This is a genomic window from Burkholderia sp. 572 (genome assembly GCF_040545135.1).
Taxonomy (GTDB): domain Bacteria; phylum Pseudomonadota; class Gammaproteobacteria; order Burkholderiales; family Burkholderiaceae; genus Burkholderia; species Burkholderia cepacia.
This window is the reverse complement of record NZ_JBEPLH010000044.1, coordinates 1-14,625: the sequence shown is the minus strand read 5'-3', so window position 1 is coordinate 14,625 and position 14,625 is coordinate 1. Positions and strand designations below refer to the sequence as shown.

11 protein-coding genes and 2 pseudogenes are annotated in these 14,625 nt (G+C 56.9%); 4 read left to right on the top strand and 9 right to left on the bottom strand.

The annotated features are described in order from the left end of the window. Positions 1-24: 24 nt before the first annotated feature. From ABIC51_RS39950 to ABIC51_RS39930, 5 genes are all read right to left on the bottom strand, one after another. Entirely contained in the window at positions 25-2,067 is a 2,043-nt protein-coding gene (locus tag ABIC51_RS39950; protein WP_146255028.1) for an AIPR family protein, read from the bottom strand. Next, positions 2,057-3,022: a PD-(D/E)XK motif protein gene (locus tag ABIC51_RS39945; RefSeq protein WP_354007083.1), complete on the bottom strand. Its 966-nt coding sequence runs from the start codon at positions 3,020-3,022 to the stop codon at positions 2,057-2,059. Before ABIC51_RS39945 ends, ABIC51_RS39950 begins: the two co-directional genes overlap by 11 nt. After that, positions 3,006-5,711: a Z1 domain-containing protein gene (locus tag ABIC51_RS39940; protein WP_146255030.1), complete on the bottom strand. Its 2,706-nt coding sequence runs from the start codon at positions 5,709-5,711 to the stop codon at positions 3,006-3,008. The genes ABIC51_RS39945 and ABIC51_RS39940 overlap by 17 nt, the downstream gene beginning before the upstream one ends. A 2-nt stretch (positions 5,712-5,713) precedes the next feature. Then, positions 5,714-7,219 carry an ATP-binding protein gene (locus ABIC51_RS39935; RefSeq protein ID WP_146255031.1) on the bottom strand — a complete coding sequence of 502 codons (1,506 nt, stop codon included), beginning with the start codon at positions 7,217-7,219 and terminating at the stop codon, positions 5,714-5,716. A gap of 896 nt (positions 7,220-8,115) precedes the next feature. Next, positions 8,116-8,871: a hypothetical protein gene (locus tag ABIC51_RS39930; RefSeq protein WP_146255032.1), complete on the bottom strand. Its 756-nt coding sequence runs from the start codon at positions 8,869-8,871 to the stop codon at positions 8,116-8,118. A 565-nt stretch (positions 8,872-9,436) separates the two neighbouring features. On the opposite strand from ABIC51_RS39930, the gene ABIC51_RS39925 reads away from it, so the two are divergent. Together ABIC51_RS39925 and ABIC51_RS39920 are read left to right on the top strand one after the other, a co-directional pair. Then, positions 9,437-10,672 (top strand): DNA cytosine methyltransferase, encoded by a 1,236-nt coding sequence (locus ABIC51_RS39925; protein WP_146255033.1) that lies wholly within the window; start codon positions 9,437-9,439, stop codon positions 10,670-10,672. Between the two features lie 135 nt (positions 10,673-10,807). Beyond that, positions 10,808-10,891: pseudogene (locus ABIC51_RS39920) on the top strand (hypothetical protein); the annotation flags it as partial. A gap of 23 nt (positions 10,892-10,914) precedes the next feature. Here ABIC51_RS39920 and ABIC51_RS39915 read toward each other — a convergent pair. From ABIC51_RS39915 to ABIC51_RS39900, 4 genes and pseudogenes are all read right to left on the bottom strand, one after another. Further along, positions 10,915-11,043, bottom strand: a pseudogene (locus ABIC51_RS39915) (IS256 family transposase); the annotation flags it as partial. A gap of 106 nt (positions 11,044-11,149) precedes the next feature. Continuing rightward, entirely contained in the window at positions 11,150-11,854 is a 705-nt protein-coding gene (locus ABIC51_RS39910) for a hypothetical protein (RefSeq protein ID WP_146255034.1), read from the bottom strand. Further along, positions 11,851-12,747 (bottom strand): glycine zipper family protein, encoded by an 897-nt coding sequence (locus ABIC51_RS39905; protein ID WP_146255035.1) that lies wholly within the window; start codon positions 12,745-12,747, stop codon positions 11,851-11,853. The genes ABIC51_RS39910 and ABIC51_RS39905 overlap by 4 nt, the downstream gene beginning before the upstream one ends. Then, positions 12,744-13,232 carry a PAAR domain-containing protein gene (locus ABIC51_RS39900; RefSeq protein WP_354007082.1) on the bottom strand — a complete coding sequence of 163 codons (489 nt, stop codon included), beginning with the start codon at positions 13,230-13,232 and terminating at the stop codon, positions 12,744-12,746. The genes ABIC51_RS39905 and ABIC51_RS39900 overlap by 4 nt, the downstream gene beginning before the upstream one ends. Here ABIC51_RS39900 and ABIC51_RS39895 point away from each other — a divergent pair. Both ABIC51_RS39895 and ABIC51_RS39890 read left to right on the top strand, forming a co-directional pair. Beyond that, the gene (locus tag ABIC51_RS39895) at positions 13,119-13,916 is read left to right on the top strand and encodes a helix-turn-helix domain-containing protein (RefSeq protein ID WP_354007081.1); all 798 of its coding nucleotides are present in this window, start codon (positions 13,119-13,121) and stop codon (positions 13,914-13,916) included. The genes ABIC51_RS39900 and ABIC51_RS39895 overlap by 114 nt on opposite strands. Positions 13,917-14,004: 88 nt before the next feature. After that, entirely contained in the window at positions 14,005-14,334 is a 330-nt protein-coding gene (locus ABIC51_RS39890) for a hypothetical protein (RefSeq protein WP_354007080.1), read from the top strand. The last annotated feature ends 291 nt before the right edge of the window (positions 14,335-14,625 follow it).

The window sequence follows — 14,625 nt, the reverse complement described above, 5'->3', positions numbered from 1 at the left end:
GCTCCGACTTGCGCTGCGTTGCTATCAGTTGGCGCCATCAAAGATGCTGCGGATCTCGACAAGCCTGAGAGCCTGCTTTTCTGTGGGTATCTTTCTCGGCATGGCGCAGGCGATATCCAGAATCGTCAGATCAGACGGCCTCAGATCGACGCTTTCCCCGGCCCAGCGGCGGACGTTTTTCCAGTAACCCGAACCGGCGTTCACCACGCTGATGTAGGCTTCAGCCTCGCTAAGGCCTTTCTGCTCCAATCTCGCGTCCTTCGTGTCTGCGAGTTCACCGCCACGCTCCTTGAGCTGCTGCACGAACGCGCTGGACAGAGAAAACCGCACCTCCTGCGCCGCATCCCAGCACGCTTTCCGCTTGCACCATTCCGTAACGTTGATGACGTTGTTTCTTGCCGCTCCGCCGATGATTTCTTGCTGTGCCAGCCGGCAAGACTCCAAGAGCTGGTCCTCGAACGCTTCGTTGAGCCCTTGCTCACGCCAGATGCGCTGTAGGTCCAGCTCCAGCTTCATCTCCTGCACCTTCCGAACGAGCATTGCGATTCCATACGTGACGGTCTGGGCGCGATAGCCTTGCGCATACCACGAAGCCCGCAGCACCAGTGACTCTGCTCGCCTGAATATGATGGCTTCCGCCACAGCACGCTTGAACCAGAGTTCGTTGAAGTCATGCTGGCTATGTTCCCAAGCCGCTCCAATGTACTCGGCGAACTTGGCGAAGTTCTTTTGCCCGCCCAAGCTGACGTCGTGCGGCAGACAGCGGAATGTCTGCACGCACTTTGCAAGGTCGGTCTTGTCGATGACCTGGCTCTTGGGGTTCCTAGTCAGGAATTCGCGCTTCTTCGCCTCCGATAAGTATGAGACGGCATTGACATATTGGCCTTTCGCGCGCTCGTAGAACCAGTGGGTGAGTATCTGGGAACCGTCCTTCGCCGGCGCAGAAAGGCGACGGGAAAGGTTCTCGATGACGACATGGAAAGGGTGATTGGAGAAAAAGTCCGAGTCGCTTATCCGGTTCTGGCTGTTGGCGAACCGGGAAATCTTGGGCACCAGCTCCGATGCGATATCGGGGGGTACAACGGACAGCTTCATCTGCACGCTGACCTGCTCGATCGGTGCTCCCTTGTCCTTCTTGAATGCATTGAAGATTGAGGCGGTGGTCTGCCCACCGTTGACGATCTGTAGGTTTTTCACCTTTTGCAGATAGGTCACGCCGCCATGCCGCTCCTCAGACACTTCTTCCGCAGTAGCCGAGATGCCGTTATTGTAGGGAAAAAAGCGTGTCGGCTCGTCGAGTATGGTCTTTCGAATTCCCTTATTGACCTTGCCGCGTGCTTGCAGAAAGGTTCGCACGTTCTGCTCAAGCAGTCGACTTCCGTAGTCGTCGTAGATGCGTGCCAGCCAATCTGCCGGAATCACCGCAAGGAAGCACCGCACTTCGCCGTTGCCGTCGTCGGCAGGAAGGCAGACCAGCGCCTGTCCAAAACGCTCTTCGAAATCGACGACGATTTCTTCCGGCTTCCCAGTGCCAATTGTGCGTGCGAGCCGTTCCAAGTCCCAAATGCGGTACGACCATTCCCGGCTACTCTCCTGGCGGGAAGGAAGCTCCTTCACACTTCCAGTCAGTTGCGCATTTGTCAGGAGATAGAACCTGACGCGCTGAATCTGGTCACCCTGCTCAAGTATTGTCCTGGCAAGACCGTACGCCGGGTGCGCGGCTTCCATCTGTTCGACGAATGACGCCGTGCAAGCCTTTTCGAAGAACGTCTCGGCGCGTTTGAAGCCTTGGGTCATTTCCGCTTTCGTCATCCGCTCGACTTTGTTGCCGGGTCGGCAGTCGACAACGTAGAGCTCAAGCAGACCGTCTTCCCAGTTGAGTGAGTACCCGTCAACGCGCACGCCGCGATGGATGTACTTGCATGGCATGAAGTCCTCGATGGAACCGGCCTCCGCAAGGTACTCGGCTACGACCTCGGCAAACGCGTCGTCGGTGAAATTTTCGGACGTATCGGCGCGGACGAGGACGTCTTGGGCCAGTTCTTCGCGAAACGCGTCAAGATCCACTGCTTGCTCCCATGGTTATCCAATCAGGCTCGCTCTCAAATGGCAGACAGGCTTGCAGCTCGAGGACATACTGCACGCTTCGCACCCCAACCGGAACCTGCTCGGCAACTATACGAGGGAATCCCTCCCTCACTTCAAAGAACCTCGCCGGAGAAATGGCAAAGAATCGATTTGCATATTCGGGGCGGTCCACGTAACCCGCCTGAAGCAGGCGGTCCTCAAATGCGTCGCGTGCTTCAGCGTTGGTTAGGCAAGCCCGAATGTCATCGACGAGGGCCGCTGGCGATCGTGCAGCATCTCCTTGGGCGGCAGCGTCGCCTATCCCATAGCACACGAGATGCAACGCCCCCCCCAATGGCCACAGCTGCGGTGCCGACGATACAGTGACTGCAGCCGGTCCGCCTACCAGCCTTGTCTTCACTTCGAACGCGGCCGTACCTACAGTGAAGTCCTGAGGAGCTCCGGACGGCCCGTTCCAGAACAGCACTGCCGAGTGCCCGAACCGCGCAATGAGCTCCGACTGGAGAAAGGAGAGTTCGCCGAAGAGTCCGCGCAGCTCTTGGTCGCCAAGAAGTCCGGCATTCGACTTGCCGAAGAAACGTTGCCACTTATCCACGTGGGACAGCACGGCACCCTGTACCAGTGTGGCCGACGGAACGCGTCTTGTACGCTCAAGCAAACTGTGACAGAGCGCAGTGAAGATATCTTCCGTGCTAGCGTCCATCAGCCGCAATATCAGCCGGTCGGAAGTCTGCTCCACCGCAACGCCCTTCAGATTGGGTGTCGGGCAATCGGTATCCAGTTCTGCCCCGCGGTACAAAAACAACTTGCGTCCCTTTGCATCAAGCGCCCAGAAGAAGTCGTACGGATGCGTGGCATCGGCACGGCGTGCACGGAGCTCCCCGAGCTTGGGCGCCGCTTCGATACCGGACCACGGGTTAGTTGCCGACAGCATCAGCGACCTCGTCGTCCTCGTCTTCAATCTGTTCCTGATACTGCTCTTGCCACCAGACGGTATTCACCATGTATTCCACTTCCGCTCCGCGCCCCTTTTCCTTGCTTCCCGGGAAGCTGATGCCCCAAGCACAAACCAATTTCGCCAAGGAAGCCTTATTCTCGTCGCCTTGGCGGAACAGATTGAGGACATGCAGCATAAGGAGCGGCCTTGTCCGTCGGCTCCGATAGGCAGCGTCCGGCACATTTGCGTTTCCGGCTTTTTCCGCGACTGCATCGATCTGGTCCGGCGTCAGTCCGACTCGTTCTGCGCCACGGGAAGCGACTCTCATCTTGGCGCCGCCAATCTGGTAGCAGCCGCCCTTGACCGCACATGCACGTTCCTGCGGCACGACGTGTAAGGGACCCACCGGCTCCTTCTCGCCTTTCCTCAGCGTGTACAGGCAGACGTCCCACTCACCGAGATTTTCCGGGTCAGCCTTGATGAACTCGATAATGGGACGGGACTGGGTGATGGCGCTTGCATCGTCATGGTTTTCGAAGGACTGCAGGAACTGGCAAACATCATCTGCCTTGATCTGAGACCATAGGTACCCAAGGTCCGATTTAACGTCGTATTGCGCCGCCTTCTCGGCCTCCAGCGCTTCGACAAATGCCCCCAACTTTCTGAAGTTGCCATCAATCGCTGACGGCGCCGACTTCAGGAAGACCGTTTCGACCAGTCGCCCGGCCAGCGAAACGGAATGGACGACTTTGCGCCCGGTTCGCATCTTGTTGCGCGCCGTGACGATGAGGGAATCTGGATGGGTTCTGACTTTCAAACCGAATTCTTCCGGCTTGCGTCCCTGCTGTTCCATCAATCTGAACTCGGCCCTGAGCTCGTCGATTGCCATCGAGATGTGCGAATACCAGCCGACCGCTTCGTCGGTCATGTAGATGCTGCATAGGTCGAGGTAGCCGTCCCGGTAGCCGAACCAACGGCCCATCTGCAGCAGCGTGTCGTACATGATGGAGTTGCGGATGAAATAGCTCGTGGTCAATCCTTCGAGGGTGAAGCCACGGGAGAGGCTAAGGCCACCAACTGCAACCACATGCAGGCCATTTTCACGGTAGTTTCGGTAATCGAGACGATCGGGAGATGAGTTGTTGATCGTCCTAACCACAACCGCGCCAGCGCCGTTTGCGAGCACGTGCTTGACTTTTTCCCAAGTCTCGCCTTGGGACGATGGGTACCGGTCCCATGTTTCCTTTAATGCGTGCATGGTGGGGTCGCGCAGGGCCATCTCGTCGGGCAGCGACGCATGGAGCTTGACCGCATTCAGCACTTCTTCGAGATAATTCGTGAGCAGCGCTGTGACCTGTCGCTGCACCGAATTGAACCTCGAGACATTCACCAGCATCGACGAATGGTCCTGTCCTCGCCCGCGAAGAATGCGTACTGCACGGCCCAGCACGAAGCGGCGCACCGCTTCAAGCAAACTGGAAGGGAGTGTCTCGACCTTTTGTTCAATCTTGTGCCGCTCCGGAAAGCACGCGACATGGTCGGAGACCGACTCGACCAGATGTGCGAGGTCGCCGTTCTCACCAAAGATGCGGGCAGCACTGACGTAGTTGTCCGGCGCATCCAGGTTGACGATGAAGTCCTTGGGAAAGAGGTCATCTTCCAGCATCGCATGACTGGAATCAGGGTCGATGAAGATGTTGGCGAACGGCGTCGCCGTATAGCCGACATAACTGTTCTGCTCGAACAGCGCGAGCAGCTTCCGAATCAACCCATTAATCTTCGTCGGATCGCCCTCGCCCTTGGCCACGTTCACCGACGCGTTGTCGGCCTCGTCGTCGATGAGCAGCATCGGAATGTCCTGAATCTTCCCGCCCTTGATGTCATTCAGGCTAAGAAACCACTCGTGAAGATTCTGCAGGACGGTGGCCTGCTTCTTGACGACGAATACAACCGGCTCGCTGATCGCCTTGAGTGAAAACGTGGCGGCCTTTGCAGAATCCTTCCGGAAGTCGTGTTCGCGCGACGTCAGACTGAACGGCAGGCGGGTGACATCGGAAATGCGGCCAACACCAGTCTTGATGTCCTTGAGCGGCAGATTTCGGTCTTTCTTGTCGGTGTCGACGCCAATGAAGGCTTCCTCCACCCGCTGCTGGGTCTGGCTACGCAGGTTATTGTGCACGCCGGCGAGAAGAATGATGACCTTGTAGCCGTAATCTGCACTCTTGCAAACGACGCCGTTGTAGTTGGCAGTCTTCCCGGACTGTACATGGCCTACGACGAGGCCGCGCCTCTTCCAAGGCCCGCTCTTCTCGGGATTTTCGAGCAGACCTACGATCTTGTCGGTATCGCGGCCGATGGTGCCGACCACCTCCTTGGCAAATCCGGACTGCAGAAGCCAGTCACGATAGCGGTTCCAGTAGAACAGGTCAGTGTCGGCGCGACGCTCTGGAAGCCACTCCTTGAATGGCAGCTTCACCACGGAAGCATCCGGCATCGACAGGTCGAGCTTTTCCTCGATGGAACGCGCTATCTGCTCGACGAACAAGCCCTCGCTTTCGAACTGGGGAGCGTCGTCCCCCTGAATCTGCAGGGTGAGCCGGACCACGCTGCGAATCAGGTCCGGTGTCACCGACGTGCGATTGTTCAGGTTGCTTCTAACCTGGTTCTCGAACTCCTGTGGACTCACTCTCAGCTCTCCTTTGCGTGAAGACGTTTAATGTACTGGGCAACGAATTCGGGCGCCGAGCAGAAAGGCTCGGTAATCTTCATGACCCTTTCGATCTCTGCCGGAGCGGTCCCGCCTTCGCCGTACAGCAGCTCTGCAAGGGCCTCTAGCGCCTCCGTGGTCTCGCTTGACGTATCGGTCTCATTGGGGCGAGAAGCCATGTCGTTAAACAGGGTTGCGAAGGGCAGGGTTGCGCCGATGACTGCCATGATCCCGTCAAAGCGAGGTCGCATCGTCGTTGGCAGATCCGAGCGGAACTCGTCGACCAGTGGGTGCTCAAGGTTCGGCGCATAGGAGATACGCTCGTTGTGGTGCCTCCGGAGCCAGACGGACTGTCTGGCTGAATTGAGCGCTGCCGTACCCCGGTGCGTGTAGGGCCGCTTCGCGCTGTCCCGGATGCGGTCCAGAATGCCACGCAGGCGCCGACGGACCGCTTCGGGCGGCTGGGCCCGTGACTTGCGAACGTCTATCGTCCAGAGATGGTCCAGCGTATTCGGAATGTCGACCTGGACCCGTGCCAGTTTCGTAATCTCGTCCTGCCGTGCCATGCGGAACCAGGTGCCGTGGATGATGAGACGGCGGTTGCGGTAGATGTAGAAGCCTTGGCCGCGGAGATAACCTTCCTTGCCGCCCAGCGCCTTGTATTCGGATGCACTGACCTTGCTGTGGTGCGGCAGGATGTACGGACACAGCGTCACAGTCTTGCCTTCGATTTCCAGCACCTCTTCTCCGAGATGCATGGTGGCCGGGTGCCGGGAATTGAACGGATCGTAGCCTTCAATGGCCGAGCCGTTAACACGGAAGGCGATCTTCGGCTTGCCCGGCTCGCCGGTAATGAACCGGTGGAAAACGAGGGCCACGTGGTCGCAGATGGTCGCGATGCGCTCGTTCATCACTTGGTGGTGATGCTTTGGGTCCGTACCCAAATCCAGACGGTCGAGCTGACGCCAGAGCACGATCGTACCCGAGGAGCCGAGTTCGGCGATATCGACCGGAAACCCCGCAATCTCTGATGCCCCCGGACGGCGCAATACCCAGTGGTTGCACTTCCTGACCAAATCCAGATTCCACTGCCGGCACGCAAGAGGACCGTCTTGGCGGCTAATGACGGTCAGCTCCCGGCACTGCGAAAAGGAAGCGGTCTTCAGGCCGAGGCCGAATCGCCCGAGGTCGTCGGCCCTCCGCTTGCCGAGTGGATCCTTTCCGCCAGGGCGCATGGCTTCGACCAGTTCGGTTTCACTCATGCCCTTGCCATCATCGATGATGGCAATCCACGGTTGATGGTTATCGCCCCACCCGAACCGGATGTTGATGTGGCGGGCCGAAGCGGATATGGAGTTGTCGATAATGTCAGCAGCAGCCGACTTGAGCGAATAGCCGATGTCACGGAGCGCCTCGACGAGATTCGAAGCCGCAGGTTCGACGATGTCGAAATCTTCTTCCAGATTTTCTTTGTTGTGCGAGTTCATTTGGCCAAGCAGTAGGCCGAAGGCAGACCTGCAGGCACGAGCGAAGGCTCAGAAGCGCAGCAGTGCCCGGCATCGGGACACCCAAGGCGTCGTCAGCACCTGTTGCAACAAGCACAACCGAGCCCCGTACACTAAAAGTAACACTTTTTTACATAGCTGTCCGCTTAAACAGACGGCACGCACCCGAGAGGCAAAGAGGTGTAGTGAATTGTAATGGTTGAAAATCCGCTCATGACCGGTCTCGGTCAAATGCCCATCGCGAAACTTCGGCCGCCTCTGGTCGACCGTGGGCGGATCAACACGCTCTACCCGAAGCCCATTGAACAGATGATGGGATGCCAATACGCAATGCTAAGACCAGTGATTTTGGACGCGATCGCTGTACGAAACAAAATCTTCCATGGCCAGCTAACCGACTGCTGCCTGCAACGAAAAGACCTCGTCGAGTTGGCAGCCGAGATTCGGCGCTGGTGCATGCTTCTCGCTGACGTAGCAATGCGCGAACTAGGCCACGACGGTTTTGGCCGCGGCTCTTTTCGAAAGAGTCCGGCAGAGCTCGCAAGAAACCTTCTAGTTCAAATAGGGCGTACGGTGGAATAGGGCGACTTCTCACGGCAATATGTGCAGCGTGGTTGATAAATTTAATCTGGACTGTTATTAGAGTCCAAGGTTAAAAATTGCTGCTTCACATCACTCGCCCGGGCGAACTGTACAGGTGCAGATCCCGTACTAAACAAGGGGAGCGGGTCACCGGGCGTGTGCACCCGGCTAAGCGAATATGACACTCGTAAATGCCTCAGTAAAGCCCGAGATGCGCTGCCCGACTCTTGCTTTGAACGGCACCGCTCACATATCTGGAATGGCGGAGGCCGGCGAAATTTACCCTCAGAAGGCCATCACAGGCCATTGAACCTCATCGAGTAGAGCGTCGCTAAGCGCCCGATGAAGCGGGTGTAATGATAGTCGTCCGTGTCAGGCAGTATGGTGTTGCTCGTGGGCGATACAGAAACCGGAGTTCGGCCATCGTTGCGGCAATCAATCAAAATAGCACCAATGCCATCGAAGCCCGTATCGTTTGTGGTGGATCGCCGCTGCAACTCCCTCAACCCCTCCAATACCAGCAGGGCATTCTTCGGCTGAACATGATGCGAGATTTCGGGAGTTCTTGCTGAAAGATCAAACTTGTTAATATCCGGCGAAATGAACTCGTCCGAGGTGTTGATCATTACCAACCCAGCAGCAATGGCATGTGCGCTGTCGCCGTGTATCGTCTGAAAGCTGGAAGTCAGTTCGTCCTTGAGCCGGGGTCTCGCCTTCGAAAAGGCAGTCATTGCTGCTTTTGCCTCGATTGCGAGAAGAACAGATGAGACATTGGCGATCGGCAGCGTCGGAAGCTCCGCCAATGCATCCCTCTCTGCAGGGGCCAACCTGATGTCATAGCTACCAACAAGTTCGGCGAAATTTACGGCAGCTTTTTTGCCGCTCTTGGAGCTCCCCGCCGATCCTTGGGTCGTGTATCGACAGAGCACGAGGTCCAAATTCTTCTTCTTATGGTTTCGATAGTCGCTCATCTCATGATTGATACCCAACCCAACCTTGCCCTCGCGAACGTGCTTGCGGAGCAACGGACACGCCAGCAACAAGTCGAGCATAGCACCCCAGCAGGCCACTTTGGAGTGCCTGTCCGACCGCGAATGGTATTGCCAACTGTTCCCGTAGGCGAAACCTTTTCCTGAGCCAAACGTGGGAATGGAAAGAGTTCTTGCCAAGATATCAGGACAGTACATTGTTATATGCAAACCACGTAACTATGAAGGCGTAAGTGTAGCTCACTTAGCTTGAAGGACCTCCTTTCATTCGAATCTTCTGCCGCTCACCATACCTATACGTCACCAAACACACATCATTTGATCACTCAAAATGTATCGGTAGATTGGGCGATGTCACGGAAGTTGGCAGACCATGCCCTAGCCGACGAGCGGCGGACTACAAAAAACTCCACTAAACCGCTCAAGGTTGTCGTCGATTGTTCTAGTGATATCCGACACCCCAACTGAGACCCCTCGTACCTGCAAAGAAGCAGGGCGGTTCGCCGAAGTGTCGCTCGGCACGAAAACTGGCCCTTTTTTGAGAGACCTTGATGGCCATTGGGTGGGCTCGAGTTTTCTTGACGTCCATGCTACGATTCAACGTTTGCTTGAACCCGCTGGAGTATGCATGCCCAAATCGCTAGAAATCACTGCCATTTTTGGGGGTATTGGTGGCTTGGAACTCGGACTCCACCGGAGCGGGCACCGGACCTCGCTTTTCTGCGAGTGCGACCCCGAAGCAACGACGGTGCTCCAGCACCAGTTTGCAGGCGTGCCAATCGTTTCAGACATCAAGCAAACGGACGAGGTACTGGCCAAGATCTCTCCCGCGTCGAACCTCTTGACTGCGGGCTTCCCTTGTACCGACCTCTCACAGGCCGGACGGACTCGGGGATTCGCTGGCGGACGGTCGAGCTTGATTCGCGAGACGATTGAACTGCTTCGTCGCCGCCCCTTCGCAAACGTCTTAATCGAAAACGTCCCCAACTGGCGGCACCTGCACAAAGGTGAGTACATGGCGGAGGTTCTCTCCGCTCTGGAGGGCCTTGGTTATCGATGGGCATACCGGACGATCGACGCGCTTGCGTTTGGTCTTCCGCAGCGCCGAAACCGTATCTTCGTGTTCGCAACGTTGGAGGGCGATCCGCGCCGAGTACTCTTCCATGGGAACCACGCCCCAGTTGAGGGTGAAAAGAGTCTGACGGAATCCGCACACGGTTTCTACTGGACCGAAGGCACCAGGGGGCTCGGATGGGGTGAAGACTGCATTCCAACAATGAAGGGGGGCTCTGCGATGGGCATACCCTCTCCACCGGCGATTCTGCTGCCTGACTTGTCAGTCATCACTCCGTCCGCCAACGACGCCGAACGACTCCAAGGCTTCCCTGACGGTTGGACCGATTTTGAGGGTGTCGTCGATGAAAACGGACACGTGTTCAACAAGCGTCGCCGGTGGATGCTCATAGGTAACGCCGTGAACGTCGCCGTGTCGACGTGGCTGGGCGAACAGCTTGCGACTCAGCGCCCTTACGAAGGGGAGCCGGGAACACCGTTGGTGGAGGGCAAGTCTTGGCCTGCCGCCGCTTGGTTCGATGGAAAGGTACGATATGAAGTTCCGATCGGGACTTGGCCTGTGAACGAGGACCGCCAACCATTGGCGCGCTTTCTCAATCACTCTGGCGCCCCCCTCTCGCTTCGAGCCACTGCCGGTTTCTACAAACGCATCTGCGAAAGCACGCTTCGATTCAAGCCCGGATTTAAGGAGGCAATTGCTGCCCACCTCAAGAAGATGGAGGCTTTCACGATCATAGCTACGCTGAAGGCGCCCAAGAAACCGGCGGTGGAAAGCGTAGAAATGGCCTAATGGAAATCGCATGGCGCGTATGCAAGTACCAACCGATCAAATCATGTCGGAGCGGATGAAAAGGTACGTCGTCGCCATACCAAGCCTGAAGTCAAACTCCGCAAGCTGCTTTGGTCCTGAAGTCTACGATATCGTTGCAATTGTGCAGGGTTGCCTAGCAGTTCAGACTTGGTCAATCGATGTGAAGGCTGGACGATCTTCGTAAACGGCTGTTTCTGGCGCGGCCACCAAGGCTGCAAGCGGATCAGGTCCTGTACCTCGGCCGGCGTCATCGGCCCCCTGACCAACTGGTCCAGCAGTTCCTTGGGCAGTTCAGGCAGCGGCCCGAGGGCCGCTGCCTAGGATGTTACCGTTCTTCGCTTCTTCTTCATCGGCATATCCATGACTTTTACCTCTCATGATATGCCCCACCCACAAAATGACGGATAGGTGCGGCCGCACGCACTAGCAGCCGGCCTCGTCAGCACCAGCCTTCAGCTACTCATCCCTCAACCGCTCTCGATAACGAGCGTCCCTCGTTCGAATCGAATCGAGCCATTCTGCCCATTCCTCTTCGCTCAGATAAGCGCGAGCTGATGATCGCCGCCTATCGATAAAAGCCTCCTGTTCGGCCAAACTCAGACTCTCCCAATACCGATCCCACACATTCTCATACCAATACTGCGCATCGCCCTGCAGGTTGCATATCAACGACCCGAGTTCGTACCATGCAAGCCATGGCGGTGGCGGATTGAATCCAGTTGCCGAAACTGAGCGGACAAGCTCGACATCATTCGTCAGCAAATTGACCTGCTTCCCGGAGTAGCGATCGACACCGGAAAAGAATGCGTGAATCGACCCGTCTCGCACGAACTGGCGTGGCCCCACTCGCTCCCTGCCCGCGACCACAAGATTGACGTAGACCGGGAACTGTTGAACTTCGACATCCTGCATCACGCAGAACGCTTTGACGCCAAGGTTCCCCATCCATACCGCCCCGGGATAGTTCGGAAACGACTCCGATTGAAGTGTCTCCGGCGTTGCAGCAAACGTCTCGCGCAAGTACGTCAGATCCGCCTCGAAAAGCTCTTCAATCGCCATCTGTTGCTGCTCGAACAGCTCTCGCGACGCACGCCTGCCCTGGCGCCCATCCATGAAGTCGCCAAACATTCTCTTCAAGATCGACACATCAACTCCCGTCATTTCCCGACGATCTCGTCAGCAGCAAGCCCGCCTCCGAAGTACCCGATGGACCCGAAGACCAGGCCACCAACGAGTCCCGTGATCACGGCGCCGGGTCCCGTCTCAATGCCGACCAGCGCTCCGGCAGCTGCGCCCATCTTCCAGCCAGCAATGGCGCCACCCCAACCGCCCATCTGACGAATCACCTCTTTCTCAATCGGCTTCACGGACTTTGCCTCGAACGACTCGTTTGTGGCAACGACAAGATCGTAAGCGGTGAATCCAATTCCGATGACTTGAACCACGCGCGCGAATTTGACCAGACCAAGTGTGACAGCCAGCCCGCGCGTGGTGTAAATCCCGGACGGAGGAACCATTGGATTCGGTTTGACGAGCACCTCCTTGTCGAGCCCTTCCGCATAGCTCTTGATACGGGCAATCCTGTTTTTCAGGTGAGGGTACTCCGCCGCGTATCTATCCAACTCCAGCCGGATCTCCTGCGTCGTTACAAGCTTCGCGCCCGCTCGCTTGGCTTGCGCGATGTCGACGTAAAGTACCTTGCCCTTGAAGCGATCAGCTCCTCCTGGAAAATCGCTGCTAGTGGAGATGTAGCTCGTTAGCTTGTCGTAGCCCATCACGTGCTCGGCGATACTCGCGCTTGAACCCGGCCCCTTGGGCCACAACCCGTATTTTTCCGGGTGCACTTCCCGCATGGCCTCGAGCGGCCCCAGGCGAAGTGCCTGCAAGTATGGATCGTGAATGGTCGTGTAGCAGCGCCGAACGAGAAATCCGTCTTTGCCCGGCTCATCTACCACCACCAGCACGAACACGCGCGCGGGCATCAAATGCCCGAGGACGTCGTATTGCGATCCCGATCTGTCGTTTGTCGGCGCCCGATAAATGTAATCGCTCATTGCTCCCACCTTTCCAAAGCTTGAATGCCTACCGCGATGTCGAGCTGCTGAGGGTTGTCCGTATAGACGCGAGGACAGTAACCCTGGCTATCGGTTAGCCCTTTGTATGTGGCACCGGTTGATGAACGAATGTGATACGGCACGCCGGAAATTGGATTTCCAGCACTATCCACAACTCGCACCTGCTCGTCGTACGATTCGCGACGACACGATGGGAGCGGATTTCCTGCAGGAGACAAACCCATCTGGGCAAGCTCTCTTGCTGTGAACTCCTGAAAGGCCGTATCTTGCGAAGCCAGCATCACGGGACTGGGATGACAACGACAAGCACACCGATCGCCATCCAACGCGGCCTGCTTGTTCATTATCAAATGGGGCCACCTCGGCCCGTCAGCAACGATGGCGCCTATCGAGTTACACGCCGGACAGGAAACACCGGCCCCCAGAAATGTCACTGGCGTGCCGTGATGCAGGAAGAGGTCCATGCCTTCCAAAACAACACCACCGCTCGACGACTGGTCTCCTTTCTTGAGATAGAACCGCTTCATTCTTCTTCGCCTTATTTTATTAGGTATGCGAAGTCATATCATGCAGGTCATCACAAAACTATTGGACAGGTACGAAACCCTATCTACAGCCGGCGCAAATCAACTCGTCACATCTACCAATCGGCTAATCCGCACGTCACGGTGATTTATGAGACGCGGCAGGCACTAAACTGGCCATACGCACTGAATGACGTATCCACCCTGCACCTCTTCATCTGCTCCACTACATCTATGGCTTTTTCGGATCGACTCGCAACCTTCCGCAAGCAGAGAGGGTTCACCCAACAGCAACTCGCCGATCGTGCAAAGGTTCACATGGTGCAGATCAATCGATATGAAGCCGGGCTGACTCGTCCGAATCTCGACGTGATGAAACGCGTCGCAATTGCTCTGTGTGTAAGCACCGATTCGTTGTTGTTTGATTCGAGCGAGTTTCGATTGGACGAGGACTTTCGCCGGATTTTTGAGGGCCTGCGTGCGCTCAGCCCCGACGACAAGCTCGTCGCCAAATCGGTACTTGAGGCCCTGCTTCTCAAGCATCGAATGTCTGTCGACGGGCCCGTCGCGCCAGCAGTTGGAAAGATCGTTTCTCTCGGAAACACGAATCCAATGAAAGACTGAAGAGAGCAAAGCAGTAGAAGCGCGGGCCGCATGGGCTGCCACCCATACGACCCGCTGACCACAACCAACTCAACGCAGGAGTCGGAAGATGGCTAATGCCTATAGTAAGTCACGTCCCAAGAAGCTCAAACAGTATCCAACGGTTGAGCTACCCCTCGGCAACAAGCCTGACCTTCCCCAAGACGGCCAACCGTACATGCCATGGATGCGCGCTATCGACGCGCATTTCGAGATGTTCGGATTCAAGCCGGGTGATCGCATCTATCTTCGGTTCAACTTTGATTCCCGAAGGGTCATCATCACGCCCGACTACAGCGCGCTGAACTGGCGAGAGCAGCCCTATGGTGCAGCTGCGCAAGAAGAGAAAGATCTGGAATACGCAGCGCTGGCCCCTTTGCGCCGCTCTACTGTCTGGTGATGGCTCGGCGCGAAGCACTTCGACGCACGCCTCGACGCAAATGGTCCGCGGCGGCGCTGCAAGTAACGTCAACAATCGTCACAACAGATGAAAAGTTGCGTTCCGTCCTCTCCGCATCCAACGTCATCCCAAGCGTCAGTGCGCGCAGCACGACATGCAGCCACGCCGAATACTCCGCGTACATTTCCGCTGCGCCAATGCAAAAACCCCCGCCTTTTGGGCAGGGGTTCTTGGCTTAGGGAGCCTGACGATTACCTACTTTCACACGGGAATCCGCACTATCATCGGCGT

Bases quoted from the DNA above. Each gene is read 5' to 3' on its own strand.
- ABIC51_RS39945 (WP_354007083.1), bottom strand. From the start codon at position 3,022: ATGCTGTCGGCAACTAACCCGTGGTCCGGTATCGAAGCGGCGCCCAAG.
- ABIC51_RS39935 (WP_146255031.1), bottom strand. From the start codon at position 7,219: ATGAACTCGCACAACAAAGAAAATCTGGAAGAAGATTTCGACATCGTC.
- ABIC51_RS39930 (WP_146255032.1), bottom strand. From the start codon at position 8,871: ATGCTCGACTTGTTGCTGGCGTGTCCGTTGCTCCGCAAGCACGTTCGC.
- ABIC51_RS39925 (WP_146255033.1), top strand. From the start codon at position 9,437: ATGCCCAAATCGCTAGAAATCACTGCCATTTTTGGGGGTATTGGTGGC.
- ABIC51_RS39910 (WP_146255034.1), bottom strand. From the start codon at position 11,854: ATGACGGGAGTTGATGTGTCGATCTTGAAGAGAATGTTTGGCGACTTC.
- ABIC51_RS39905 (WP_146255035.1), bottom strand. From the start codon at position 12,747: ATGAGCGATTACATTTATCGGGCGCCGACAAACGACAGATCGGGATCG.
- ABIC51_RS39895 (WP_354007081.1), top strand. From the start codon at position 13,119: ATGGGGCCACCTCGGCCCGTCAGCAACGATGGCGCCTATCGAGTTACA.
- ABIC51_RS39900 (WP_354007082.1), bottom strand. From the start codon at position 13,232: ATGGACCTCTTCCTGCATCACGGCACGCCAGTGACATTTCTGGGGGCC.
- ABIC51_RS39890 (WP_354007080.1), top strand. From the start codon at position 14,005: ATGGCTAATGCCTATAGTAAGTCACGTCCCAAGAAGCTCAAACAGTAT.